Annotated in this window: 23 protein-coding genes and 1 pseudogene; 18 read left to right on the forward strand and 6 right to left on the reverse strand. The window is 74.1% G+C overall.

The window, feature by feature from the left end; translation table 11 throughout:
- The 4 genes and pseudogenes from MNY60_RS18195 to MNY60_RS18210 form a co-directional block, all read left to right on the forward strand.
- A pseudogene (locus MNY60_RS18195) lies at positions 1–491 on the forward strand (hypothetical protein); the annotation flags it as partial.
- Between the two features lie 64 nt (positions 492–555).
- Positions 556–1,377, forward strand: a complete 822-nt coding sequence (locus tag MNY60_RS18200) for a metallophosphoesterase (protein WP_242341554.1) — start codon at positions 556–558, stop codon at positions 1,375–1,377.
- Positions 1,378–1,381: 4 nt separating this feature from the next.
- Positions 1,382–2,299, forward strand: coding sequence for a hypothetical protein (locus MNY60_RS18205; RefSeq protein ID WP_242341553.1), 918 nt, complete (start codon positions 1,382–1,384; stop codon positions 2,297–2,299).
- A 7-nt stretch (positions 2,300–2,306) separates the two neighbouring features.
- Positions 2,307–3,632, forward strand: coding sequence for a type II toxin-antitoxin system RelE/ParE family toxin (locus MNY60_RS18210; RefSeq protein WP_242361343.1), 1,326 nt, complete (start codon positions 2,307–2,309; stop codon positions 3,630–3,632).
- Positions 3,633–3,746: 114 nt separating this feature from the next.
- On the opposite strand, the gene MNY60_RS18215 is transcribed toward MNY60_RS18210, so the two are convergent.
- Together MNY60_RS18215 and lexA are read right to left on the reverse strand one after the other, a co-directional pair.
- Positions 3,747–3,983: a hypothetical protein gene (locus MNY60_RS18215; RefSeq protein ID WP_242340208.1), complete on the reverse strand. Its 237-nt coding sequence runs from the start codon at positions 3,981–3,983 to the stop codon at positions 3,747–3,749.
- A 191-nt stretch (positions 3,984–4,174) separates the two neighbouring features.
- The gene (gene lexA / locus MNY60_RS18220; protein WP_242340207.1) at positions 4,175–4,876 is read right to left on the reverse strand and encodes a transcriptional repressor LexA; all 702 of its coding nucleotides are present in this window, start codon (positions 4,874–4,876) and stop codon (positions 4,175–4,177) included.
- Positions 4,877–4,984: 108 nt separating this feature from the next.
- Between lexA and MNY60_RS18225 the strand changes: the two genes are divergently transcribed.
- Entirely contained in the window at positions 4,985–5,890 is a 906-nt protein-coding gene (locus MNY60_RS18225) for a hypothetical protein (RefSeq protein ID WP_242340206.1), read from the forward strand.
- An 18-nt stretch (positions 5,891–5,908) separates the two neighbouring features.
- Here MNY60_RS18225 and MNY60_RS18230 read toward each other — a convergent pair whose 3' ends face one another.
- Positions 5,909–7,588 (reverse strand): AarF/ABC1/UbiB kinase family protein, encoded by a 1,680-nt coding sequence (locus MNY60_RS18230; RefSeq protein ID WP_242340205.1) that lies wholly within the window; start codon positions 7,586–7,588, stop codon positions 5,909–5,911.
- 115 nt (positions 7,589–7,703) lie between these two features.
- Here MNY60_RS18230 and mutS point away from each other — a divergent pair, with 115 nt between their 5' ends.
- Positions 7,704–10,358 (forward strand): DNA mismatch repair protein MutS, encoded by a 2,655-nt coding sequence (mutS, locus tag MNY60_RS18235; RefSeq protein ID WP_242340204.1) that lies wholly within the window; start codon positions 7,704–7,706, stop codon positions 10,356–10,358.
- Between the two features lie 178 nt (positions 10,359–10,536).
- Here mutS and MNY60_RS18240 read toward each other — a convergent pair whose 3' ends face one another.
- The 3 genes from MNY60_RS18240 to elbB all read right to left on the reverse strand — a co-directional run bounded on the left by MNY60_RS18240 (position 10,537) and on the right by elbB (position 12,159).
- On the reverse strand, positions 10,537–10,821 hold the full coding sequence (locus MNY60_RS18240) for a cytochrome c3 family protein (protein ID WP_242340203.1): 285 nt from the start codon (positions 10,819–10,821) through the stop codon (positions 10,537–10,539).
- A 206-nt stretch (positions 10,822–11,027) separates the two neighbouring features.
- The gene (locus MNY60_RS18245) at positions 11,028–11,312 is read right to left on the reverse strand and encodes a cytochrome c3 family protein (protein WP_242340202.1); all 285 of its coding nucleotides are present in this window, start codon (positions 11,310–11,312) and stop codon (positions 11,028–11,030) included.
- Positions 11,313–11,493: 181 nt separating this feature from the next.
- Positions 11,494–12,159 (reverse strand): isoprenoid biosynthesis glyoxalase ElbB, encoded by a 666-nt coding sequence (elbB, locus tag MNY60_RS18250; protein ID WP_242361345.1) that lies wholly within the window; start codon positions 12,157–12,159, stop codon positions 11,494–11,496.
- 366 nt (positions 12,160–12,525) lie between these two features.
- Between elbB and MNY60_RS18255 the strand changes: the two genes are divergently transcribed.
- The 12 genes from MNY60_RS18255 to MNY60_RS18310 form a co-directional block, all read left to right on the forward strand.
- Positions 12,526–14,130, forward strand: a complete 1,605-nt coding sequence (locus MNY60_RS18255; RefSeq protein WP_242340200.1) for an N-acetylmuramoyl-L-alanine amidase — start codon at positions 12,526–12,528, stop codon at positions 14,128–14,130.
- A 25-nt stretch (positions 14,131–14,155) separates the two neighbouring features.
- Positions 14,156–16,957 (forward strand): [protein-PII] uridylyltransferase, encoded by a 2,802-nt coding sequence (gene glnD / locus MNY60_RS18260; RefSeq protein WP_242340199.1) that lies wholly within the window; start codon positions 14,156–14,158, stop codon positions 16,955–16,957.
- A gap of 202 nt (positions 16,958–17,159) precedes the next feature.
- Entirely contained in the window at positions 17,160–18,107 is a 948-nt protein-coding gene (locus tag MNY60_RS18265) for a RimK family alpha-L-glutamate ligase (protein ID WP_242340198.1), read from the forward strand.
- The gene (locus MNY60_RS18270; protein ID WP_242340197.1) at positions 18,100–18,492 is read left to right on the forward strand and encodes a general stress protein B; all 393 of its coding nucleotides are present in this window, start codon (positions 18,100–18,102) and stop codon (positions 18,490–18,492) included. The genes MNY60_RS18265 and MNY60_RS18270 overlap by 8 nt, the downstream gene beginning before the upstream one ends.
- Positions 18,493–18,524: 32 nt before the next feature.
- Positions 18,525–18,719 carry a hypothetical protein gene (locus MNY60_RS18275; RefSeq protein ID WP_242340196.1) on the forward strand — a complete coding sequence of 65 codons (195 nt, stop codon included), beginning with the start codon at positions 18,525–18,527 and terminating at the stop codon, positions 18,717–18,719.
- Between the two features lie 171 nt (positions 18,720–18,890).
- Entirely contained in the window at positions 18,891–19,514 is a 624-nt protein-coding gene (locus tag MNY60_RS18280) for an L-threonylcarbamoyladenylate synthase (protein WP_242340195.1), read from the forward strand.
- A gap of 108 nt (positions 19,515–19,622) precedes the next feature.
- Positions 19,623–20,519 carry a site-specific tyrosine recombinase XerD gene (gene xerD / locus MNY60_RS18285; RefSeq protein WP_242340194.1) on the forward strand — a complete coding sequence of 299 codons (897 nt, stop codon included), beginning with the start codon at positions 19,623–19,625 and terminating at the stop codon, positions 20,517–20,519.
- 114 nt (positions 20,520–20,633) lie between these two features.
- Complete coding sequence (locus MNY60_RS18290) at positions 20,634–21,281, forward strand: site-2 protease family protein (RefSeq protein ID WP_242340193.1); 648 nt, start codon at positions 20,634–20,636, stop codon at positions 21,279–21,281.
- Between the two features lie 5 nt (positions 21,282–21,286).
- Positions 21,287–22,285: a tryptophan--tRNA ligase gene (trpS, locus tag MNY60_RS18295; RefSeq protein ID WP_242361346.1), complete on the forward strand. Its 999-nt coding sequence runs from the start codon at positions 21,287–21,289 to the stop codon at positions 22,283–22,285.
- Positions 22,286–22,309: 24 nt separating this feature from the next.
- Complete coding sequence (locus tag MNY60_RS18300; protein WP_242361348.1) at positions 22,310–23,212, forward strand: ScpA family protein; 903 nt, start codon at positions 22,310–22,312, stop codon at positions 23,210–23,212.
- A complete protein-coding gene (gene scpB / locus MNY60_RS18305) occupies positions 23,209–24,345 on the forward strand; it encodes an SMC-Scp complex subunit ScpB (RefSeq protein ID WP_242340190.1) in 1,137 nt (378 codons plus the stop codon). Before MNY60_RS18300 ends, scpB begins: the two co-directional genes overlap by 4 nt.
- Positions 24,342–25,182, forward strand: an 841-nt coding sequence (locus MNY60_RS18310) for a pseudouridine synthase (protein WP_242361350.1), incomplete at its 3' end; no start/stop codon positions are given. The genes scpB and MNY60_RS18310, both read left to right, overlap by 4 nt.

Below are 25,182 nucleotides of genomic sequence, written 5' to 3' on the forward strand. Positions count from 1 at the left end.
AGCAGCTCTCCCTGCTCGACGCGGCGCGGGAGGAGGCCGCGCGCCGCGTGGGCGCGCTGCACGACGCGGCGGAGAAGGCGGCCGGCGCGCCGCGCGCGCTGGAGCTCGCGCCGCTCGTGGCCGATCTGCTCGCGGCGTGGGCGCCGCCGCCGGGCGTGCGAGTGCGGAGCGCGCTCGAACCCGCGCTCGCGATGGGCGACGACCGGCCGCTGCGAGCGGCGATCCGCGAGGCGCTCCGCGCGGTGGGCGCCGGTGCGGGGCGGGGTGGGGAGATCGCGGTGAGTGTCGGGCGACGTGGCTCCGAAGCGGTGGTGGAGATCGCGGGGGGCGCCGCGGCGGACGACGGCGGAGCGGCCGCGGTCGCACGCGCGCTCGTCGCGCCGCACGGCGGCCAGGTGGAGGACGAGGCGGTGCCGGGGCGCGGGAGGACGCTCCGGATCGTCCTGCCGCGCGTGGCGGAGGGCGCGCGCCCCGATCCGTCGCAGGTTTGACCTGCGCCGGGGCTGCGATAGCATCGCCGCCGCCCCGGGAGGCCGCATCGTCCGACTCGGCCACATCAGCGATCTCCACGTCTCCGACCGAAGCCGCTATCCCCGCAACGGCTTCTCGGCGCGAGACTGCGAGAAGCACTCCGCTCGCCTCGCGAAGGGGCTGCTCGACGCCCTCCGCGAGGTCGGCGTCGATCACCTCGTCGTCACCGGCGACCTGACGTTCTCGGGCGAGCCCCGCGAGTTCGAGCGGGCCGCCGACCTGCTGCGCCCCTTCGCCGAGGCGCGCAAGCTGACGGTCGTGCCGGGGAACCACGATCTCTGGACCGAGGACTCCGTCGAGACCGCCCGGTTCCTGCGCGCGCTCGGGCCGGACGGGCTCGGCATGAAGAAGGCGGCGCCGAGCTACCCGCACGTCGTCCCGCTCGGCGACGCGGCCGTGCTCGTCGCGCTCGACAGCGCGCGCTGGGGCGAGGATCCGTGGACGACCCCCGGCCGCCTCGGCGGCGACCAGCTCCGCGCGGCGCGGGAGATCGTCCGCGAGCACGCGAAGCTCGGACGCGCCGTGGTCCTCGCCTTCCACCACCACGTCGTCCTCCCTCCCGAGCGCGTCCCCTCCGACGCCCACGTCGCCCGCATGCCGCTCGCGGACGCCGATCAGATCGTCCGGCTCGTCGCGGAGCTCCCCGTGGCGGCCGTGCTGCACGGCCACCGTCACATCGCGTTCCGGGTGGACCTGCCCGGCGCCGCCGGCGCGACGCCGGTCCTCTGCGCGGGCTCCGCCTCGCGCGTCGCGGACGAGCCGATCCGCCGCGCGCGCGCCTACGTGTACGAGATCGATCGTACCGGGCTGCGGAGCGTCGAGGCGCTCGTCTCCGGCTCGGAGTGAACCCATGAAGAAGCTCTTCCTCGTCGCGGTGCCGATCGGGCTCGCCGTGCTCGCGATCGCCTTCCTGTTCACCGGCTCCCGCGAGAAGGCCGACGCCTACGAGGCGCGGCTCGAGCGCGCCCGCCTGAAGCGCGACTTCTCCGAGCGTGCCGGCGCGGCGCGCGCCATCCCCGCCGACCGGCTGCCCGAGTGGCGCGACGAGATCGCCGCCCTGTCGCGCTGGTACTTCGACGAGCTGCAGGCGATCCGCAACCGCCACCCCTCCGAGCCGGCGCGCCCGACGGGCGTCGAGGCCGCCGCGGGCGACCGCAAGGGGAAGCTCGAGGAGAAGGATCGCTCCCAGCTCCAGGACTTCCAGAAGTACGCCGACGGCCGGCTCGCGCTGCTGCGCGAGGGCCGCTACGCGCCCGTCCAGTCCATGCTCGCCGAGGGGCTCCGCCTCGATCTGCTCGCCGTCGAGCCGGGGACGCCGCCGGAGGGCGGCGCGCCCGGGCTCCGCATCGACTTCGCGCTGTGGGGCAGCCCGCGGTTCCTCGAGCGCGAGCGGGGCGGGGAGCGCACCGTCGTGCGGAGCGTCGTGCCGGTGGCGTTCCGGCGCATCGCCTTCCACCTGCTCGACCCCGCCGGCAAGCCCTACGGCGAGATGAGCGGCGGCGGGGAGCCCTACCAGAAGCTCGCGGACCCGGAGCGGTTCCAGGACGACTTCCCGCCCGGCGCGATCTTCGGCACCTGGTGGGTGGAGCTCCTCCCGCGCGAGGCCGCCACCGTCCAGCTCGAGATCCAGACCGACGTCCGCGGCGCGAGCGGCGCCGTCCGGCCCGCCACGTTCCAGGCGCAGATCCCGATCCCGGACGCGTGGAAGCTCCCGCCCGGCGCCGTATTCCAGGCGGAGGTGCGCGAGGCCGCGGCGCCCGCGCCCTAGGCCCGCCGTGACGACGCGGAAGGCGAGCGGCAAGGGCAAGAGCAAGGGCGAGGCGGCGACGGGGCGGAAGCGCGCGCCGCCCCGCCGGAAGGCTCCCGCGCTCCCGGATCCGGGCGGCGACGCGCCGCTCGAGGAGCTCTCGCGCGACGCGCTCTCCGTGTTCCTCTACGTCGCGCTCCTCCCGGAGGAGACGCGCGCGCTCGTGAAGGAGCTCGGGCTGTCGGTGCCCGGGTTCCGCACCGAGGCGCTCTCGGACGTGGAGCGGAGCGACGTGCTCGCGGACGAGGTCCGCGCCCGCCCCGCGACGCGCGCGCGCGTCCTCGACGCGCTCCGCAAGGCGTTCGGCGCGCCGCCCCTCGCCCGGACGCCCCTCGACGCGCCCGCGGCGGACGATCTCCTCACCACGGGCGCCTCGGACCACGGCCTCACGCTCGCGCTCTGGCGCGTGCTCGCCGATCCCGCCGCGGACGTCCGCGCGCGCGCGGCGCCGCTCCTCGACGAGCTCGTGAAGGAGTACTACGGCCCGCTCCCCGAGGCAGAGGGGCGAGGGGCGGCGAAGGCGGCGCCGCGCGAGGAGGGCCCGGATCTCGCCGCGCGGGTCGCGACCCTCGAGAAGGAGCTCGCCGAGGCGCGGGCGCGCGTGGAGTCGGGGAGGAAGAAGGCCGAGGAGCAGCGCGACAAGCTCCAGGAGTGGCTCAAGGACGCCCGGGCGCGGGCGGCGCAGGCGGTGGACGACGCGGCGCGCGCGCGGGAGGCCATGGAGGCGGCGCAGCGCGCGAGGGAGCGATCCGACGCGGAGCTCGCCGCGGTGCGCGCCACCGACGCGGCGGCGGAGGCGCAGCGGGCCCGCGCCGCGGCGCGGGAGCTCGAGGCGCGCGCGGGAGCGCTCGAGGCGAAGCTCGCGCGCCAGGAGGAGCGGGAGCGCGAGCTCGAGGCCGCGCTCCGCGAGGCGCGGGCGCGCGCGGAGGCGGAGCGGCCGGCGTCGGGCGCCGCGTCCGCGCAGCCCGAGGGCGCCGACGAGCCCGAGGACGCGCCCGCCTCGTGGCTCATGCCGGTCTACACGCGCGAGTTCTACGACTCCCTGCAAGGCTGGGATCGGCGCATCCAGCGCGCGGCCTTCAAGCAGGCGAACCTGCTCGCGCAGGATCACCGCCACCCGAGCCTCCGCGCGCTCCCGCTCGAGGGGCTCCCGGGCTACTACCGGGTGCGCGTCGCGACCGACGTGCGGCTCCTCTACCGGCGGGGCGAGAGACAGAACGCGATCGAGGTGCTCTCGCTCATCGACCGCGAGGACCTCGACCGCTACGTCCGCCAGGCGAAGACGCGCTCCTGACGAGACGAGGCGCCGGGCGCCGCGAGCCCCTCGGCCCACCGCACCCGGCGCCCCTCTCGGCACCGAACATGATCGGGGACTGCGTCCCCGCCCCATCCCTGCTCGGCGGGGCCGCTACTCGACGCCTTCCAGGTTCGGCAGGTCCGGGGCCGGCCCGGACGGCTCCTCGACGCGAGCCGCGGGCTTCCGGCCTCGCCGGCTCCGCGGCGGTGGCTCCGACGCCGCCGACAGCTCCTTCCCGGCTGCGAGCAGCCGGGCCCACGTCTCCGCAGACGGGGTGGCACGGGCGGCCTCGAGGGCCTCCCGGTACGCCGTCCGCGCCGCGTCGAGCCGGGGGTTCACCTTCGCCATCCTCGCCTCCCTCCCTACGGATCCACTCGCCGGCCGGGAATTCCGGTCCGGACTCAGCGGCAAGATAGGCGCAGAGGTGGGGGGAGGTAAGCCGACCCGCACAGCACCACGTGGGCCGCAAACGGACGGCCCCGCGGCCGCCGCCACGGTGGCGGCGACGCCCTCGGATCAGGCGGGCGCCCGGCCTGCGATCAGCCGAGCTTGCGGTAGACGCCCACGACGACGCCGAGGATCATCGTCGTGCGGAAGTCGGACGCGCGCACGTAGATGGGCGCCATGCGCGGGTTCGAGGGCTGGAACCGCACGCGGTCGCCCTCGAAGTAGACGCGCTTCACGGTCGCCTCCTCGTCGATCATGGCGACCACGATCTCTCCGTCCTGCGCGTGAAGCTGCTTCTTCACGAAGATGTAGTCGCCGGGCAGGATCCCGTCGCCGATCATCGAGTCGCCCTGCACGCGCAGGCCGTACACCTTCTTGTTCGTGCCGAGCAGGAACGAGTCCACCTGCACCGTGTCCTCGACGCGCTCCTGCGCGAGGATCGGCTGGCCGGCGGCGACGCGGCCGATGATCGGGATCTCGACGAGGCGCCCGGAGGGCTTCAGGGCCGAGGCGGGGGTGCGCGTGAAGGGGACGACGTTGGACGTGCGCGCGCCGACCTCGCCGCCGAGCACCTCGCGGGCCTGCGGCGTCGGGATCAGCGCGCGCGACTTCACGGGATCGCGGGTGAGGTAGCCCTTGCGCTCGAGCGCCTTCAGGTGGTCGTTGACGCCGTTCGTCGAGCGGATGTCGAGCGCCTCGCCGATCTCGCGGATGGTCGGGGGGTAGCCACACTCCTCGATCTGCCGGGCGATGAAGCGGAGCACCTCGAGCTGCCGGTCCGTCAACGCGTCCATCGGTCCTCCTCGAGCTGGACTGAACACCGGTATACTGTCCCCACGTTCAGAAGGCAAGAACCCGGCCACGCGGTTGCCCGCGCGGCGCGCGGCGGATACCGTCCGCGCGTGCCCCCGACCTTCGGCGCCGCCCTCGGCCTCGGCCTCTCCGCGCTGCGCCGCCAGGCCTGGCTCCTCGCGCCCGGGCTCGTCGTCGCGATCGCGCGGCGCGTGCTCACCTGGCCCGCCCTGGCAGTCGCCTGGGCGCTCCTCGCCCGCGGCGCGCTGCTCGCTCTCTCGCACCGGCCGCTCGATCCCGGCGCCGCGCTCGCAGGCGCGGCCGCGACCGCGAGCTCGCCGCGGTTCCTGGCGCTCGTCGGCGGCCTGTGGCTCGCGGGCGTGCTCTGCGGGGCGGCGCTGCGCGGCGTCTGGCTCGCGGGAGCGCTCCCGACGCTCGCGGGCGCCGCGGTGGGGGAGGGCGGCACGCCGCGCTTCGCGGCAGGGGTGGCCTACGGCACGCCGCGGGTGCTCGCCGCGTCGCTGCTGGGGCTCGTCCTGGACCTCTCCGCGGGGCTGTTCGCGCTGACGCTCGCCCTCGGCGCGCTGCGCATCACGCTCCACGCCGCGGGGGGAAACGGGTCGGCGGTGCTCGCCCTGGCGGTCGCCGGGGCGCTCACCCTCGCGATCGCGGTGCCGCTCGCGCTCTCGGTCGTGGCGGACGCGGCGGTCGCCCGAGCGGCGCTGCGCGCGGAGGGCCCGGCGCGGGCGTTCGCCTCCGCGGTGCGCCGGTTCCTCGCCCGCCCCGGGACGTTCGTGCTCGCGGCGATGGTCTTCGGCTTCGTCGCGTCGCTCGCGCCCGCGACGGTGGAGGCGTTCGGCGGCGCCGCGACCGGCCTCGTGAAGGACGCGCCGGCGCTCCTGCTCGCCGGGCCGAACCTCATGCTCGCCGTCGCCGCGGCAGGCGTCGCCGCCCTGGTGGACCTGGCCTGGCTCGGGACCCTCGCGGCGCTCGTTTGCGCCGACGCGCGCGATTGACCGGCGCCGGCTCCCGAGTCAGCGCCGCAGCAGCTGCCGGATCGAGATCTTCTTCATCCGCACGGTCGCGACGTGGTACCCCGCGGCCGCGGCGGAGAGCAGCACCGAGCCGGCGAGCGCGGCCCATCCCAGGACGTGGGCGGAGGGGCTCGCGAGCACCACGAGCCCACCCACGGTGAGCCCGGCCGCGAGGAGCCCCAGGAAGACCATCACCCCGAGCGCCCGGACCTGGCCGCCGATCCGGTCCATCGCCTCGCCCGCGACGTTCACGCGGAACTTGCCGGCCTCGAGATCGACCAGGATCTGGCTGAGCTGGCTCGGCACGTCCTCGGCGAGCCCCTGCAGCTTGAGGAGCGACTTCATGAGGACGCCGGAGGCGTCGGAAGGGTTGAAGCGCGAGAGGAGCAGCTCCTTCGCGTAGGGCAGCCCCACCTCCAGCACGTCGAGCTTCGGGTAGAGCCGGCGGATCATCCCCTCGATCGTGATCGCGGCCTTGGCGAGGACGGCGTACTCCTTCGGGATCCGGATCCGGTGGCGGATCGCGAGATCGAGCAGATCGCGGAGCAGGGTCGCGGTCCGGATCTCGTCGAGCTTGAGGCCGAGGTAGCGGTCCAGGATCCCGCGGATGTCCTCGCGGAACTCGGTGATGGGGGTACGCGCGTCCGGGACGCCGATGCGGTTGAGGAGCCGCGCCACGGTGTCCGGGTCGCGCAGCGCCACCGCCACGATGAGCGTGACGAGCGACTCCTGCTGCTGGCGCGTGAGCCGGCCGACGAGGCCGAAGTCGATGAGCGCGATCCGGTCGTCGGCGAGGACGAGGACGTTCCCCGGGTGCGGGTCGCCGTGGAAGAGCCCGTCCTCGAAGAGCTGCCGGAACGCGGTCTCGATGACGTTCTTCGCGACCTGCTCGAGATCGTGGCCGTCCTCGGCGCGGACGTCGGAGATCTTGGTCCCGTCGACGTAGTCGAGCGTGAGGATGGTGGAGGAGGAGAGCTCCGCGTGGACGCGGGGGATGACGACGACCTCGCGCCCCTCGGCGGCGTCCCGCATCGCCCGCGCGTTCCCCGCCTCGTTGCCGAAGTCGAGCTCCTCGTGGACGGTGCGGTCGAACTCCTCGATGATCCCGGTCGGCGTGTAGATGCCGGTCTCCTCCACGACCGCCTCGAGCAGGCGCGCGAGGTAGTGGAGGAGGGCGAGATCGGACTCGATCTGCTCGCGGATCCTCGGGCGCTGCACCTTCACGACGACCGGCACCCCCGCGTGCGTCACCGCCCGGTGCACCTGCGCGATCGAGGCGCTCGCGAGCGGCACCTCGTCGAGGGAGGCGAACAGCTCCTCCACGCCGCGGCCGAGGCCGCGCTCGATCTGGTGGAGCACCTCGGCGATGGGCAGCGGCGGGCAGTCGTCCTGCAGCGACTCGAGCTCCTCGATCCAGTGGGACGGGAGCACGTCCGGCCGGGTCGAGAGGAGCTGCCCGAGCTTCGTGAAGGTGGGCCCGAGCTCGGCGAGGAGCTGGCGGAACCGCGCGGCGGTCTTGTGGTCCGGCGGCGGCGGCGGCGTGCCCTCCACCGGCGGGGCGTCGCGCCCGAGCACGTCCCGGAGCCGCGTCTTCTCGAGGTAGGAGCCGAAGCCATGCCGCGCGACCGCATAGGCGATCTGGCGGAGCCGGTTCAGATCCTGGAGGGTTCGCTCGAGCATGAGACGGGGCGGACTGTAGCACCGCGATCAAGGCCTCGCCACGCGGCGTGCGGGTCCGGCGGCGCGCGCGGCGCCGCGCGCAGGGTCGGCCCCGCGTGGTAGAACCCACGGCCCGATGCCGGAGATCGCCCAGGCCACTCCGATGATGCGGCAGTACCTCGAGACGAAGGCGAGGTACCCGGACGCGCTCCTCTTCTTCAGGCTCGGCGACTTCTTCGAGCTCTTCTTCGAGGACGCGGTCACCGCCTCCGAGGCGCTGCAGATCACGCTCACCGCGCGCTCGAAGGGCGACGACAAGGTGCCGATGTGCGGCGTGCCGCACCACGCCGCCCGCGGCTACGTCGCGAAGCTGCTCGAGAAGGGCTTCAAGGTCGCCATCTGCGATCAGGTCGAGGAGCCGGGGAAGTCGGCGATCGTGAAGCGCGAGGTCACGCGCGTCGTGACCCCGGGCATGGTGTTCGACGACCAGGTGCTCGATCCGCGCGAGGCGAGCTACCTCGGCGTGGTCGCCCTCGGCGAGGGCCGCTCGGGGCTCGCGCTCCTCGACGCCTCGACCGGTCACCTCCAGTGCGGCGAGGTGCCCGACGACGCGCGGCTCGTGGACGAGCTCCGGCGTGCGGGCGTCCGCGAGCTCGTGCTGCCGCTCGGCGCGGACGACGCCCGCGTCGAGCGCGTCCTGCGGGCGGTCGCGGTCCCGGCCGCGCGCCGGCCGGCGGCGGACTACGAGCGGGCGGAGGAGAAGCTCCGGCGCCACCTGGGCGTCGCGAGCCTCGACGGGTTCGGCGTCGGCGGCGAGCCGCTCGGCCTCGCCGCGGCGGCGGCCGCGCTCGCCTACCTCGCGGACACCCAGCGCGCGGCGCCGCGCCACGTCGATCGCCTGTCGCGCCTGCGCACCGACGACGTCCTCCTCCTCGACGAGGCGACGCGCACGAACCTCGAGCTCGAGCGGACCCTCGCCGGGGCCCGCAAGAAGGGCTCGCTGCTCGCCCTCCTCGACCGGAGCGTCACCGCGCCCGGCGGGCGGCGCCTCGCCGAGTGGCTCCGCTACCCGCTCACCGAGCTCGCCGCCATCCACGCGCGCCTCGACGCCGTCGAGGAGCTCGCGGGCTCGTCGGTGGCGCGCGAGGACGTCGCGGCGGCGCTCCGCCCGGTCGCCGACGCGGAGCGGCTCCTGTCGCGCCTCGTGCTGGGGCAGGGGAACGCCCGCGATCTGCGCGCCCTCGCCGGCGCCCTGCTGGCCCTGCCGGCGCTGTCGGCGCTCCTCGGCGCGAGAGCCGCGGCGCTGCTGCGCGACGCCGGCGAGCGGCTGCGCGGCCTCGAGGAGCTCGGCGCTCACCTCGATCGCGCGGTGGCCGAGGAGCCGCCGGCGACGCTGAAGGAGGGCGGGCTCATCCGGCGCGGCTTCTCGCCCGAGCTCGACGAGATCGTCGCCGTCGCCGAGGACGGCAAGGGTTTCATCGCCCGCCTCGAGGCGCGCGAGAAGGAGCGGACCGGGATCGGCTCGCTCAAGGTCCGCTTCAACAAGGTCTTCGGCTATTACCTCGAGGTCACGAAGGCGAACCTGCACGCGGTGCCCGCCGACTACGAGCGGCGCCAGACCACCGTGGGCGGCGAGCGGTTCGTCACCCCGGAGCTGAAGCGCTTCGAGGAGACGGTGCTCACCGCCGAGGAGCGCCGCTTCGGGATCGAGGCGCGCCTCTTCGAGGAGCTGCGCCAGCGGGTCATCGAGGCGGCGCCGCGCATCCGCACGGCCGCCGACGCGGCCGCCACCGCGGACGCGCTGCTCGGGCTCGCGCGCGTCGCGGCGGAGCGCGGCTACGCGCGGCCGGAGGTGGACGGCTCGGAGGTGCTCGAGATCGTCGACGGCCGCCACCCGGTGGTGGAGGCGGTGCTCCCGGAGGGGCCGGCCGCGTTCGTCCCGAACGACGTGCTCGTCGCCTCGCGCGGCGCCCCCGACTGCGAGCGGCTCGGCGCGCTGCACGTCATCACCGGGCCGAACATGGCGGGCAAGAGCACGGTCATGCGCCAGGCGGCGCTCGTGACGCTGCTCGCCCAGATGGGCTCGTTCGTGCCGGCGCGCCGGGCGCGGGTGGGCATCGTCGACCGGATCTTCACCCGGGTGGGCGCGTCCGACGACCTCGCCCGCGGCCGCTCGACGTTCATGGTCGAGATGACCGAGACCGCCGCCATCCTCCACAACGCGACGCGCCGCTCGCTCGTGGTGCTCGACGAGATCGGCCGCGGCACGTCCACCTTCGACGGCGTCTCCATCGCGTGGGCGGTCGCGGAGCACCTGCACGACGAGGTGGGCTGCCGCACGCTGTTCGCGACGCACTACCACGAGCTGCAGGACCTCGCCCGCGAGCGCCCCGCCGTCCGGAACCTCACCGTCGCCGTGCGCGAGGTCGGCGATCAGGTGGTGTTCCTCCGCAAGCTCGTGCAGGGCGGGGCGTCGCGGAGCTACGGCATCGAGGTCGCGAAGCTCGCCGGGCTGCCGGCCGCGGTGCTCGCGCGCGCGCGGGAGATCCTGAAGAACCTCGAGGCCCTCGAGGTCGACGAGGGCGGTCACGCGGCGCTCGCCCGCGGGCGGAAGGCGAGGCGCGCGGAGCCGCAGAGCCAGCTCGGCCTGTTCGCGCCGCCCCCGGCGCCGGTGGACCCGGCGCTCCTCGAGATCGCCGCCGCGCTCCGCGCCGCCGAGCCGGACACGCTCCGCCCGCTCGACGCGCTGAACCTCCTCGCGGCCTGGCGCGCGAAGCTCGGGAACCGCTGAGGCGGAGCCCCGTCGACCTGCGGCGCACGCTCGCTGGCCGCGCCGTCGCGCGCCTCGCGACGCGACCCGATCGCACCCGGGCTCCGCGGCGGCCGCGCCTGCGAAAAAAAAGAGGGGCCGCTCTCGCGGCCCCTCCGTCCCTAAGCGCCTGACTGCGATCTCTGGAGCTAGGTGCGCGCTACGCCTTCTTGTGGCACTCCGCGCACTTCGCCGGGCCCTTCGCCTCCTTCTTGTGGCACTCGACGCAGAGGGCGTGAGCCTTGTCCTTGCCGAAGCCCTCGATCTTGCCGCCCGCGGCGGTCGCGTGGCAGGCCTCGCACTTCTGGGCGGAGTGCGTCTTGTGGTTGAAGGTGACGTTCCCGTTCTTCGCCTGGAGCGTGACCGGCGCGGCCGGCGCGTCGGCCGCGAAGGCGGCACCCGCGAAGAGGACGGCGGCGAGGAGCGAAACGATCCGGATCTTCATCTGCATGACCTCTCGTGTTCGCATGCACGACGGGTGAATCCCGCCGCGGCGTGGCGTCGCAATGTAGAGCGACCATCGGTCACGGGTCTCTGCGGTTTGTCGGCGCGCGACGGGCCGCCGCAGCCCGAGGAGCCGGATCCTGCCGCACAAAATGAAAGGGGCCGGTTTCCCGGCCCCTCGTCACTGCGAACGACTCGGCGAGCGCGTTACGCCTTCTTGTGGCACTCCGCGCACTTCGTCGGCCCCTTCGCCTCCTTCTTGTGGCACTCGACGCAGGTGCCGTGGGCCTTCTCCTTGCCGAAGCCCTCGATCTTGCCACCCGCGGCGGTCGCGTGGCAGGTCTCGCACTTCAGCTTCGCCTGGTGCGCCTTGTGGGGGAAGGTGATGTTGCCGTTCTTGGCCTCGAGGGTGATCGAGTCGGGGCCGGTGTCGGCGGCGAACGTGGCGGTGGCAACGACGACGGCGAACAGCGCAGCGAGGAACTTGGTCACTTGTCGTGCTCCTGAGATCGGGGCGGACCAGCCCGCCCGGCTTAGGGACGGCGGAGCCTACTCGATATTCACGATCCCGAGCCACAATTGCGTGGGGTCGTAACCGCCCATATTGGTCGATTGAGATTGCGTCTCACTTGCACGAGAGGGCCCTCTCCGGCCTGCTCTGCACGCGCTCGAATCAGGCCATCTCCAGCACCGCCGAGACGAGCTTGTCGATCCCGGCGGCGACCCCGGAGATCCAGGGGCCGAGCATGTAGGCAGGCGTCGATACCACCTTCAGCCGATCGTCCACCGCGATCTCCTCCACGCGCCGCTCGACGTGGCGCGCGCCCCAGGACGCGATCGCCGCGGCGGTGTCCGGGTCGTTTCCGATCGTGACCTGCACGCCGTCCGCGCCGAGCACGCGCGCCGCGATCACGGGGGCGATGCAGATGAAGCCCATCGGCTTCGACGCGGCCCGCATCTCGCGAACGAGCCGCTCGACCTCGGGCAGCACGCGCATCGCGCGCCCCTCGACCGCGAACGAGCAGAGGTTCTTCGCCACGCCGAACCCGCCGGGAAAGACGAGCGCGTCGAGGTCCTTCGCGGAGAGGGTCGCGAGATCGCGGATCCGCCCGCGGACGATGCGCGCGGACTCGGCGAGCACGTTGCGGCGCTCGCCCTCGGCCGGCGCCTGGCGCAGGTGGTCGACGACGTGCATCTGCTCCACGTCGGGCGCCGCCGCCACGAGCTCGGCGCCGCGGCGATCGAGCGAGAGCAGCGTGCAGGTCGCCTCCTGGATCTCGGCCCCGTCGAGGAAGCCGCAGCCGGCGAGCACGACGCCCACGCGCTTGGGATTGGCCAAGGGACACCTCCGCGAAGGAAAGGGGATGGAGACACGATCCTACGCCGCGGCGAGGCGGTGGGACAGCGCCCCACGGCGGGGCCGGGTGGCCGAAAAGTGGACCTCGATATCGGCGTCGCGGAGACTGCTCGTCTCATGGGCCGCGGGTCGCTTGCCCTCCTCCTCCTCGCTCTCGCGGCCCCGCAAGGGACCTCTGCCGCGACGCACCGCGCCAAGCCCGCGGCGGCGTCGCGTTCCGTGAAGCCGGCCGCGCGCGCGGCCCGCGCTCCGGCGAAGGCCCGCACCCCCGCGAAGGCGCGCAACGCTTCCAAGGCGCGGGTCGCGCCGCGCGCGAGCCAGAGCGGGCTCGAGCGCGCGAAGGCTTCCATGCGCGCGCTCACGCAGGACCGAGGGAAGCGCCGCTACCGGCACCACTGGGAGCGCGCCATCGCCGGGCTGGTCCGCGAGGCGAAGGGGAAGGACCGGGCGCCGGCGTTCCTCGAGGCGGCCCGCGCACGCTACGCGCTCTACCGCTGGTCGGCCGACGAGGCGGACCGCGAGAAGGCCCTGCTCAACGCGGGGCGCGCCGCGAAGCTCGGCTCCCGCGAGGCGCGCGAGCTCGAGGCCGCCATCCGCCGCGAGGCGGGCGACGATCGCCCCGCGCCGAGGCCGGCGCGCGGCCCCGGCGCCGCCCCGTCGCCCGCGCCCGAGGAGGCGCCCCAGGACTCCGAGCCCGATCCCGCGCTCGACGCGGCGCTGGCGGACCTGACCGGCGCGAGCTCCGCCCCGGCGCTCGCCCTCGGCGAGTCGGGCGGGGAAGGGCGCGCGCGGGTCACCGAGGTGCGCACCTGGTCGACCGACGACTACACGCGCGTCGCCATCTACCTGTCGCACTGGGTGGGCTGGCAGAAGCTCGAGCTCGCCCCGGCGGTCGGCCTCCCGCGGCGGCTCGCGGTGGATCTCCGCCCCGCCACGCTCGCCGGGCGCGCGCTGGCGCGGCCGGTCTCGGGCGAGCGGGTGGAGCGCGTGCGCGCCGCGCAGAACGACGCGGAGACGGTCCGCGTCGTGCTCGACCTGCCCGGCAGCGATCGCGTGCAGCTGTTCGGCCTCGACGACCCGCCGCGCCTCATCGTGGACGTGGGGACGGTCTCCGCCCGCCGGAGCGTCGCCGAGGCGCCGCCGCCCGCCGAGCCGGCGCACCCTGCGCCCGAGCCGCCTCCCGCCGCGACGGGGCGGCCCACGCCGCGGCCCGCGTCCTTCGCGCGGGTCGAGCGCGCGCCCGAGCACGACCTGCCCACGCGCATCCGGCGGATCGTGGTGGACGCCGGGCACGGCGGGCACGATCCGGGCGCCATCGGCCCGCGCCGCGTGCGCGAGAAGCAGGTGACCCTCGCGATCGCGAAGCGGCTCGCCAGCCGGCTGCGCGCCGAGGGGTTCGAGGTCGTGCTCACCCGCAAGGACGACCGGTACCTGGCGCTCGAGGAGCGCACCGCGATCGCGAACACCGCCGGCGGCGACCTGTTCGTGTCGATCCACGCGAACGCGCACCCGCGCCGCAACCGGAGCGGCGTCGAGACCTACTTCCTCAACGTCGCCGACGACCGCTACGCGGCGCGGCTCGCGGCGCGGGAGAACGGCATGGACCCGTCCGACCGGGGCGCCGGGGACGTCGGGCGGATCCTCACGGATCTCGACGCGAAGGCGAGCGCCGGTGCCTCGGAGCGGCTCGCCGGGCTCGTGCAGCGCGAGCTCACGGCGGGCGTCCGGGCGCGCGTCGGCGAGGTGCGCGACCTCGGGGTGAAGAGCGCGCTCTTCTACGTGCTCCTCGGGGCGCGCATGCCGGCCGTGCTGGTGGAGACCGCCTTCATCTCGAACAGCCTCGAGGAGCAGCGCCTCGCGTCCGCCGGCTACCAGGACGAGGTCGCCTGGGGCATCACGCGGGCGGTGACGGCGTTCGCGCGGAGCGAGGCGCGGGTCGCCGCCGTGCGGTGAGCCGCCGCCCGGCTATATTCGCGTGATGCGCCCGCCCGAAGTCCACCCGACCCTGCCGGCCGCGGCGCCGTTCGAGCTCGAGGCCCGCCTCGCCGAGCTCCCGGCGCTCACCGGCGACGTCAAGGCGGACTTCGCCGCGCAGCGCCGGTTCGTCGAGGAGGTGCACCGCGCAGGGGGGAGCGGCCACACCGTCGTCCGCCTCCAGAGCGCGGCCATGGACCGGATCGTCACGGCGCTGTGGGAGCGCGCCTGCGCCGCGGCGCGGGACGCGGAGGCGCCCTCGCCGGTGTCGCTCGTCGCGCTCGGGGGATACGGCCGCCGCGAGCTCGCGCCGCACAGCGATCTCGACCTCCTCGTGCTGCACGGCCCCGGGGAGCCGGACGCCTTCGTGAAGGCCGCGAGCGAGCGGTTCCTCTACGCGCTCTGGGACCTCCGGCTCGAGGTCGGCTACGGCGTGCGCGACCTCCGCGCCTGCGACGAGCTCGCGACCCAGGACCACACCGCGCGCACCGCGCTCCTGGATCTGCGCTGGCTCGCGGGCGACCGCGCCCTGTACACGGAGCTCGAGCGCGAGGAGCTGCACGGGCTCTCGGCCCAGAAGGTGGAGAAGTTCCTCGCCGACAAGCTCGACGAGATCCGCGCGCGGCGCGAGCGCTTCGGCGACTCGATCTACCTCCTCGAGCCGAACGTGAAGGAGTCCGAGGGCGGGCTGCGGGACCTCCAGTCCGCGCTCTGGCTCGCCCGCGTCCGCTTCAAGGTCGCCGGGATCACGGAGCTCCTCGCGCGCGCGCTCCTCCCCGAGCGCGAGATCCGCGAGATGCGGCGCGCCCGCGACTTCCTCTGGCGGGTCCGCAACGAGATGCACTACCTCGCGGGCCGCAAGTGGGACCAGCTCACCTTCGACGTCCAGCCCGAGGTGGCGCGGGCGATGGGCTACCTCGACCCCGAGCACGGCTCGGCCGTCGAGGAGTTCATGCGCCACTACTACCTCGCGGCGAAGACGGTCCTCGTCGCGAGCGACGCGATCGTGGATCGCTGCCTCGAGCCGCAGGCCGCGATGGGCTGGCGCATGGTGCCGCCTCCCGCCGCCACGCTCGGCGCCGAGCTCGCGGTGCCCGTGCTGGGCGGGCGGCCGCCGCGCGCGTCGGAGCGGCTCCTGCCGGGCGGGGAGTTCAAGGTGTTCCGCGGGCGGCTCACGGTGGTGGACACCGACGTCCTGCGGCGGTCCCCCGCCGCGCTCGTGCGCCTCTTCGCGACCGCCGACCGCGAGCAGCTCGATCTCTACCCCTACGCCCGCGACCTCGCGAGGCAGGCGGCGGAGGAGCTCGCGCCGGAGGCGGCGAGCGACCCGGAGCTGAACCAGGAGCTGCTCGCGTGCTTCACGCGCCCCGGGACGCGCGGGCGCTTCCTCACGCAGATGCACGAGATCGGCGTCCTCCCCCGCGTGCTGCCCGAGTTCGCGCGGGTGACGGCGCGGCGGCAGATCGACGTCTACCACGTGTACACGGTGGACGTTCACACGCTGTTCGCGGTGCGGCGCCTGCTCGCGCTGCGCTGCGGCGACGTGAGCGAGGACGGCCTCGGCGACCTCGCGCGCGCGGTCCAGCGGCCGCTCGCGCTCTACCTCGGGACGCTGTTCCACGACATCGGCAAGGGGGCCGGGAAGGATCACTCGGCGCGGGGGGCGGAGATCGCCGCCGAGGCGTGCGTGCGGATGGGGCTCGATCCCGCCGACGCCGCCGACATCGAGTGGCTCGTCCTGAAGCACCTGCGCATGAGCGCCATCGCCCAGCGGCGAGACCTCTCGGATCCCGACCTCATCCACGCCTTCGCGGAGGAGGTGGGGACGAAGGACCGGCTCGACAAGCTCTACCTCCTCACCTACGCGGACATCGCGACGGTCGGGCCGCGCACCTGGACCGACTGGAAGGCGCGCCTCATCCGCGAGCTCTACGGGAAGACGCGCGAGGTGCTCGAGAAGGGCGAGCGCCGCCCGGAGCCCGGCACCGCCGAGGCCGCGGGCCGCGAGCGCGTCGCCGCCGCGCTGCTCGCACGCGCGGGGGTGGCCGACGCGGAGCACGCCCGGTTCGTCCAGGCCATGCCGGCGCGCTACTTCGTCACCGTGGACCCCGCGCTCGCCCCGCGCCACCTGCGGCTCCTGCGCCGCGGGCGGGACCTGCCCGTCGCGACGGCGCTCCGCCACCACCCGGCGCTCGGCTACTCCGAGCTGTCCCTCGCCGCGCGCGATCGGCCGGGCCTCCTCGCGACCGTCGCCGGCGTCCTCGCGGCGCACCGGATCGACATCCAGGCCGCCGAGGTGTTCTCGTCCGCGGACGACCCGGGCCTCGGGTGGCTCGCCGGGCGCGCGCTCGACGTGTTCGAGCTGCGCGGACCGGAGGAGGGCGCGGTCGACCCGGCGCGCTGGCGCGGGGCGCGCGGCGATCTCGCGCGCGTGCTCGCGGGAGAGGAGTCGCTCGACGCGCTGCTCGCGCGGCGCCTGCGCGCCTCCTCGCTCCCCGAGAAGCCGCTGCCACGCGTGCCCACCAAGATCGTCATCGACAACGACAGCGCACGGACGCACTCGGTCGTGGACGTGTTCACCGCCGATCGCGTGGGCCTCCTGCACACGCTCGCCCGCACGTTCTTCGACCTCGAGCTCTCCGTCGATCTCGCCCGGATCGCGACGGAGGGGCACCGCGCGTCCGACGCCTTCTACGTCCGCACGCCCGACGGTAGGCCGCTCGAGGGGGAGCGCGCCGCCCGCGTGGTCGCCGCCCTGACCGCGGCGCTGGCCCGGCCCGAGCAGGGCTCCGGGCCTTTCCCCTAGGCGCCGACGCGGAGCCCATCTGCGCCGCCCTCCGGGCGCGCGATCTCGGCGAGACGTCGCTCGCGTCCTCCCTGGGGAGCGCGGCGGGGCTCAGTCGGGCACCACCGAAAAGATGCGGGATGGCGCGCTCTTGTCCGGCCGGCCGGGCGTGGACACCGTGTTGCGCGGGCGGTCGGGGTAGGGGAAGGGAAGCAAGCGTCGCATGAACGATGTCATCCGAATCGGGATCGTGACCGCCTGGCCCGAGGACGATTGGCACAGCAAGCGGCTCGTCAGCGCCTGCGCTCGCCACGGCGAGGCGGCGGTGATCGATCCAGCGGAGCTCGCGGCGATCGTGGACAGGGACGGCGGCGTGACGGTGACTGCGGAGGGGCGTGAGGCCGAGGCCTTCGATGCCTTCGTGCTCGCGCGGGGGATGGGCCGCGCCGGGGACGCCGACGTGCAGTTCGAGATCTACCGCGCGCTCGAGGACAGCGGCGCCGTGGTCGTGAACCGCATCGACCCGCTCCTCGCCGCGCAGGACAAGTTCAGGACGTCGTGGCTCCTCGCGCGCGCCGGGGTGCGAACGCCCCGCGCCGCGGTCGCGCAGACCGCGCGCGGCGCGGAGGGCGCGCTCGCGGCGCTCGGCGAGGCCGTGGTGAAGCCCATCGCAGGCTCGCTCGGGGACGGGGTCGAGCGGGTTCGCGCGGACGCCGCCGGGAGGGCGGTGCTCCGCGACCGGCTCGCGCGCGAGGGCGCGGTCTACCTCCAGAGCTACGTTCCTCATCCCGGACGCGACGTCCGGGTGTTCGTGGTCGGGGGGCGCGCACGCGCCGCGATCGAGCGGCACGCGCCACCCGGGGACTGGCGAACGAACGTGGCCACCGGGGGACGGGCCGAGGCGGTGCCGCTCGGGTCCGCGCTCGCCGCGGTGGCCGAGGCTGCGGCGTCGGCCATCGGGCTCGACTACGCGGGCGTCGACGTCGTGGTGGGACCCGAAGGGCCCACCGTCATCGAGGTGAACGGGAACCCCAGCTGGCAGGGGATCCTCGAGGCCACGGGCCTCGACATGGCGGAGGCCATCGCCGAGCACGTGCTCGGTCGGGCGCTGCGCCGGCGCGTGGCCAGCGACCACATTGTTCCTGACTGGATGGGGGCGACAAATGGCTGAGGAGAAGAAGGGCGGCAGCAAGGGAGCGATGACGGTCTCGGAGGCCGGTCGCAAGGGCGGCGTGCGCGTCCGCGAGACACGCGGCCGCAAGTTCTACGAGGAGATCGGGAAGAAGGGCGGCGAGACCGTGAAGGCCGAGCGCGGTCGCAAGTTCTACGAGGAGATCGGCAAGAAGGGTGGCGACACCGTCAAGGCCGAGCGCGGGCCCCGCTTCTACGAGGAGATCGGGAAGAAGGGCGGCGAGACGATCAAGGCCGAGCGGGGGACGCCGTTCTACGAGGAGATCGGCCGGAAGGGTGGCCACAAGGTCCGCGAGCTCATCGAGAAGGGGAAGGCTGGGGCGGAGGAGGACGCCGGCGCCGGTCACACGGGCGGCGAGCGTTGACGCACCGATGAGGTGCTCTTGAGGGGGGTACGATGGCGGACGAAGAGAAGGGCGCGCGTCGCGGCGAGCCGGAAGAGGGTCGCCGCGGGATGACGGTGTCGGAGGCGGGACGGAAGGGCGGCATCGCCGTCCGGGACGAGCGCGGTCACTCGTTCTACGAGGAGATCGGCCGAAAGGGCGGGCAGAAGGTCCGCGAGCTCATCGAGCGCGGGAAGTCCCGCGGCTGAGGTCGGCTAGGAGTCGAGCGCGGCGGCGACGCCGCGAGGCGCCCGTCCGGGGATCCCGGGCGGGCGTGCTCGTTTTTGCTGACAGTGCGCGGCCACGCACGGGACGCTGGAAAGGTGGGGCGTCCCGAACCTCCCACCGACTGCGGAAAGCTGCTAGAAAAGGAGGCGCCCATGCCGGTCGCCCCCATCGTCGAGATCGATCCGCTGCACCCCCAGCCCCGCGTGGTCGAGCGGGCGGTCTCGGTGCTCTCGTCCGGCGGGCTGCTCGCCTTCCCGACCGACACCTATTACGGGCTGGGCTGCGATCTCTTCGACAAGCGCGCCATCGAGCGGATCTACCAGCTGAAGCAGCTGCCCCGCTCGCACGAGCTGTCCTTCATCTGCCAGGACCTCGCCGAGATCGCGCGCTACGCGATCGTCGACAACGCCGCCTACCGCGTGCTGCGCCGCAAGGTGCCCGGGCCGTACACGTTCATCCTCCCGGCGACGCGGCTCGTGCCCGACCTCGTCCTGCGCCGCCAGAAGACCGTCGGCATCCGGATCCCCGACAGCCCCATCGCGCTCGAGATCGTCCGGCGCCTCGGCCACCCGCTCATCTCCACCTCGGCCGCGACCCCGGACGGCGAGGTGCTCATCGACGCGCACGACATCAAGGAGAAGCTCGGGCACGGCCTCGAGCTCGTGCTCGACGGCGGCTACAAGCCGAACGAGCCGTCCTCGGTCATCGAGCTCTCCGGCGCCGAGCCGCGGGTGCTCCGCGTCGGCAAGGGCGACGTCTCGGACCTGCTCGCCTGAGGCGGGTGCGTCGGCCGCTCGTCCCACCGCGGCGCCGCCGCGCCGGCGGCAGCGCGAGGTCGAGGGACGCGAACTGGACCCGCGGTCGCCCCGCGCTATCGTCGCGCCATGTCCCCGCTCGAGCCCGCGCTCGACCTGTTCATCGCGCACGTCCGCGTCGAGAAGGGCCTCGCCGAGAACAGCGTGGAGGCGTATCTGCGCGACCTCCGACGCTACGTCGAGCACCTCGACGCGCTCGGCGTCACCGCCTGGGAGCGGGTCGGCCGGGCCGAGATCCAGGCCCACCTCGGCGAGCTGGTCCGCCGCGGGCTCTCGGCGCGCTCGCAGGCGCGGGCGCTCTCGGCGATCCGCTCGCTCCACGGGCTGCTCTTCGCGGAGCGGCTGACCCCGCTCGACGCCGCGGACGAGATCGACTCCCCGGCGCCGGGCCGGCGCCTGCCGGAGCTCCTCTCGCACGAGGAGATCGCGCGGCTCCTCGCGGCGCCCGATCCTCGCGGCGCGGCGGGCCTGCGCGACCGGGCCATGCTCGAGCTCCTCTACGCGACCGGCCTGCGCGTCTCCGAGCTCGTGTCGCTCGGCGTGAACGACGTGAACCTCGAGACCCGGGTGCTCGTCGCGCGGGGGAAGGGGAACAAGGAGCGGATCGTGCCCGTCGGCGCGCCGGCGGCGGACGCGGTGAAGGCGTACCTCGCGGTCTCCCGCGAGCGGCTCCTGCGCGGGCGCCGCTCCAAGGACCTCTTCGTCACGCCGCGGGGAGGCCGGATGACGCGACAGGGCTTCGCCAAGCTGCTCGGGCGCTACGCCCGCGCCGCGGGCATCCGGCGCCGCGTCTCGCCCCACAAGCTCCGGCACTCGTTCGCGACCCACCTCCTCGAGGGCGGGGCGGACCTGCGCGCGGTTCAGGCGATGCTCGGCCACGCGGACGTCTCCACGACGCAGATCTACACGCACGTGGATCGCAGCCACGTGAAGCGGCTGTACGACCGCTTCCACCCGCGGGCCTGAGGCGGCCGCGCCGCCCGCGCGCGCCCCGGCTCCGAGGGGGCGAGCGGCCGTCGTCCGCGTTGACCGGCCCCCCTCGTGCTGCTAAAGAACCCCCTTTCCCTGCGAGGCTTTAGGTTGGACAACGCCCTCATCCTCGAGCGGGTGCTGAACCTCATCGTGCTCCTGCTCTCCCTGACGTTCCACGAGTTCTTCCATGCGTGGTCCGCCTGGCGGCTCGGGGACGACACGGCGGCACGCCTCGGCCGACTCACCCTGAACCCGGTGCCGCACATCGATCCCATCGGGACGCTGCTCCTGCCGCTCCTCGGCGCGCCCATCGGCTGGGCGAAGCCCGTGCCGGTGAACCCGGCGCGGTTCCGCAAGAGCGTCCGGCAGTCGACCGGGGACATCATCGTGAGCGCGGCGGGGCCGCTCTCGAACCTGCTCCTCGGGACCCTGGCCGCCATCACGCTCGGCCTCGTCTTCCGGTTCTCCCCGGAGACGGTCCGGCCCGGCGGCGGCGCGCTCGAGCTCCTGCAGCGGCTCATGATCGTGAACGCCGGGCTCGCCATCTTCAACCTCCTGCCCGTGCCGCCCCTCGACGGCAGCCACGTCGCCGAGAACCTCATGCCGTACCGCTTCCGGCCGGCCTGGGAGCAGTTCGCGCGGTTCTCGCCGTTCATCCTCCTCGGCCTCATCGTCTTCGGACGCGGGCTCATCTACCCGCCCGTCGTGTTCGTCTTCGGGCTCCTCCAGCAGCTGACCCTCTCGATCGCCACCTAGGTCCGATGTCCGAACAGCGCCCCATCGTCGTCAGCGGCATGCGGCCCACCGGCCGCCTCCACCTCGGCCACCTCCACGGCGCGCTCGCGAACTGGGTGCGGCTGCAGGAGGAGAACACCTGCTTCTTCTTCAGCGCGGACTGGCACGCGCTCACGACGAACTACCACGACACCGCGATCATCAAGCCCGCCGAGCGGGAGATGTTCGTCGACTTCATCGCCGCCGGCGTCGACCCGGAGAAGGCGACGATCTTCGTGCAGAGCGAGGTGAAGGAGCACGCCGAGCTCTACCTGCTGCTCGGCATGATCACGCCGCTCGGCTGGCTCGAGCGCTCGCCGTCGTACAAGGAGATGCGCGAGAACATCACCGATCGCGATCTCGCCCTCTACGGCTTCCTGGGCTACCCGGTGCTCATGACCGCCGACATCATCCTGTACAAGGCGACGCGGGTGCCGGTGGGCGTGGACCAGGTCCCGCACCTCGAGCTCTCGCGCGAGATCGCCCGCCGGTTCAATCACCACTACGGGCCGGTGTTCCCCGAGCCCCAGCCGCTCCTCACCGCCGCGCCGAAGATCCTCGGCACGGACGGGCGGAAGATGTCGAAGAGCTACGGGAACACCATCGACCTCGGCGAGAGCGCCGAGTCGACGACGAAGAAGATCATGGGGATGGTGACGGATCCGGCGCGCAAGCGCCGCCAGGATCCGGGCAACCCGGACGTCTGCGGGATCTTCTACCTGCACAAGGTGACGAGCGACGCGGAGACCATCTCCTGGGTGGACGTGAACTGCCGCAGCGCGGGGATCGGCTGCGTCGACTGCAAGAAGAAGCTCCTCGAGAAGCTCCTGCCCGAGCAGGAGCGGATGCGGGAGCGGCGCGAGGCGCTGCTCGCCCGGCCCGGGGAGGTCGACGCGCTCGTCCAGCTCGGCACCTCCAAGGCGCGCGCCGTGGCGGCCCGCTCCATGGACGAGGTCCGCGCGGCGATGAAGCTGAAGCTCGCCTGAGGAGCACGGGGGCGTCCCTTCGCGATGGCCAGGCACCACCCGGAGAGCGACGCGGCCGCCGGCGCCCAGCAGGCGACGGAGGAGGCCTCCGCGCGCGCCGCGGCGGACGCGTTCCGGGTCTCGCTCCCGCCGCTCCGCGCCGGACAGCCGCCGTTCGAGGGCCCCCTCGACCTGATCCTGCACCTCGTGAAGGAGCACGAGGTCGATCTCTTCGACATCCCCATCGCGCAGATCACGGAGAGCTACCTCGCCACGCTCGAGGCGATGCGCGAGCTCGACATCGACATCGCCGGCGAGTTCCTCCACATGGCGGCGCAGCTCATGCTGATGAAGTCGAAGCTGCTCCTGCCGAGGACCGAGGTCGCCGAGGACGCGCCCGGCGCGGAGGACGTCGGGGTGGACCCGCGCGCGGAGCTCGTGCGCCGGCTGCTCGAGTACCAGAAGTACAAGGCCGCCGGCGAGGAGCTCGGCGAGCGCGACATCCTCGAGCGCACGGTGTTCGCCCGGAAGGTGCGGGTCGAGCGCTCCGAGGCGCCCGAAGGGCCCGAGGGGCTCGCCGACGTCTCCGTCTTCAAGCTCATCGAGGCGCTCGATCGCGCGCTCAAGCACGCGCGCCCCGAGCACACGCACGAGGTGGTCACCGACCGCCTCACCATCACCGACGCCATCGCGCGCGTCGCCGACGTGCTGCGCCTGCAGCGCCGCGCCACGTTCGAGGAGCTCCTCTCCGGCCCGGTCGAGCGGCGGCACACGCGCGCCGACGTGATCGCGACGTTCCTCGCGATCCTCGAGATGGCGAAGCTGAAGCTCGTCCGGATCTTCCAGCCCCCGCTCGACGAGGCGGGCCCCGGCGCGGAGATCCTCGTCGAGGCGAAGGACACCCTCGGCGACGACGTTCCCGCGCCCGGCGGAGAGGACTATCGATGACCGTGGATCACGACGACCCGACGACCCCGAGCGCGGCGCCCGCCGCGGAGGGGGAGCCGAGCGCGCCGGCCCCGGAGACGGCGGAGCTCGCAGCCCGGCCGGAGGCGCAGCCGGGTGAGGCTGCGGCGGAGCGAGCCGGTGGAACGCCGGACGCGCCGCCGGCGTCCCCGGCCGAGACGCCGGCTCGGGCCGGCGCGCGCGCGGGCGGGCTGTCCGAGGCCGAGCTCCAGGCGATGCAGGCCGCGGAGGAGGCGAAGGCCGGCGACCCCGAGCTCGAGGAGGTCGAGTCGGCCGCCATCGACGCCCCCGGCTCAGACGAGGAGAAGGAGGAGCCGTTCGAGAAGCTCGCGGCGGCCGCGAAGCGGCTCAGCGCCGATCGCGTGCGGACCATCCTCGAGACCCTGCTGTTCCTCGCCGAGCGGCCGCTCTCCTCGGAGGAGCTGCGCCAGGCGACCGGCATCGACGTCGAGCGGGTCGAGAAGGCCCTCGACAAGCTCTCCGGCCACTATCGCGAGGGCGTCTGCGGGATCGTGCTGCACGAGGTCGCGGGGGGCTGGCAGCTGCGGAGCTCGCCGGACAACGCCGCCTTCGCGCGCCGCTGGCTCAAGGTGAAGCCGCAGCGGCTCACCCGCGCCGCGCTGGAGACGCTCGCGATCATCGCCTACCGCCAGCCGGTCACGCGCCCCGAGATCGAGGAGATCCGCGGCGTCGACTGCGGGGCGGTGGTGAAGGCGCTCCTCGAGCGCAAGCTCATCAAGATCCTCGGCAAGAAGGAGGAGCCCGGGCGCCCGATGCTGTACGGCACGACGCGGGAGTTCCTCGAGTTCTTCGCGCTCAAGGACCTCGCCTCGCTGCCGACGCTGCGCGAGTTCCACGAGCTCTCCGAGGAGCACCGCGAGATCGTCGAGAAGCAGCCCGAGCCGCAGGACGGCGGCATCTCGGGCATCGTGGCCGACCTCTCGGACGAGAAGCTCCGCGCCGAGCTCGAGGCGAAGCGCGCGGAGAGCGACGCGGCCCTCGAGGAGCTCGAGCGCGCCATCGAGGCGGCCGACGAGAAGAGCCAGGCGGTGCAGGCCACGCTGGAAGAGAAGCAGAAGAAGGAAGAGGACGAAGGTCCGGAGGCGGAGCGGTGACCGGCGCCCAGGGCGGGGACGGAGTACGGCTGCAGAAGTTCCTCGCGGAGGGGGGAGTCGCCTCGCGCCGGAAGGCGGAGGAGCTCATCCTCGCCGGACGCGTGAAGGTGAACGCGCAGCGGGTGACCCAGCTCGGGTCGAGGGTCGACCCGGAGCGCGATCTCGTCACCGTCGACGGGAAGCTCGTCTCGCGCCGCGACACGAAGAGCTACTACCTGCTCTACAAGCCGCCCGGCTGCGTGACGACGGCGTCCGACCCCGAGGGCCGCCCCACCGCGCTGGAGTACCTGCGCGGCGTGAAGGAGCGCGTGTTCTCGGTCGGGCGGCTCGACTACGACGCGGAGGGGGCGGTCCTCTTCACCGACGACGGCGAGCTCGCGAACCGGCTCGCGCACCCGCGCTACGGCCACCGCCGGACCTACCTCGTGAAGGTGCGCGGCGAGCCGCCGCCGGGCGCGCTCGAGCGGATGGTGGCCGGCGTGCGCCTCGAGGACGGGCCCGCCCGCGCCCTCGAGGCGGTCCCCCACGAGCACGCCGAGAAGAACGTCTGGATCCGCGTGGTGGTGGGGGAGGGGCGCTTCCACCTCGTGAAGCGGCTGTGCGAGGCGGTGGGCCTCTTCGTCCAGCGGCTCTACCGGCCCGAGTTCGGCGGCGTGACCGTCGAGGGGCTCCGGCCCGGCCAGTTCCGGGCGCTCACGCCGGTCGAGCTGCGCGCCCTGAAGACCTCCATCGGTCTCGGCGGCGCTGCTCCCGCGGCCGGGGCCGCGGCGGCGCCGCCCCGCGTCCTCCCGCGCGCGGCGCGCCGGCACGGCCACGGGCCGCCGCCACCGCCCGAGG

Origin of the sequence: Anaeromyxobacter sp. SG17, from assembly GCF_022690695.1 — a bacterium.
Taxonomy (GTDB): domain Bacteria; phylum Myxococcota; class Myxococcia; order Myxococcales; family Anaeromyxobacteraceae; genus Anaeromyxobacter; species Anaeromyxobacter soli.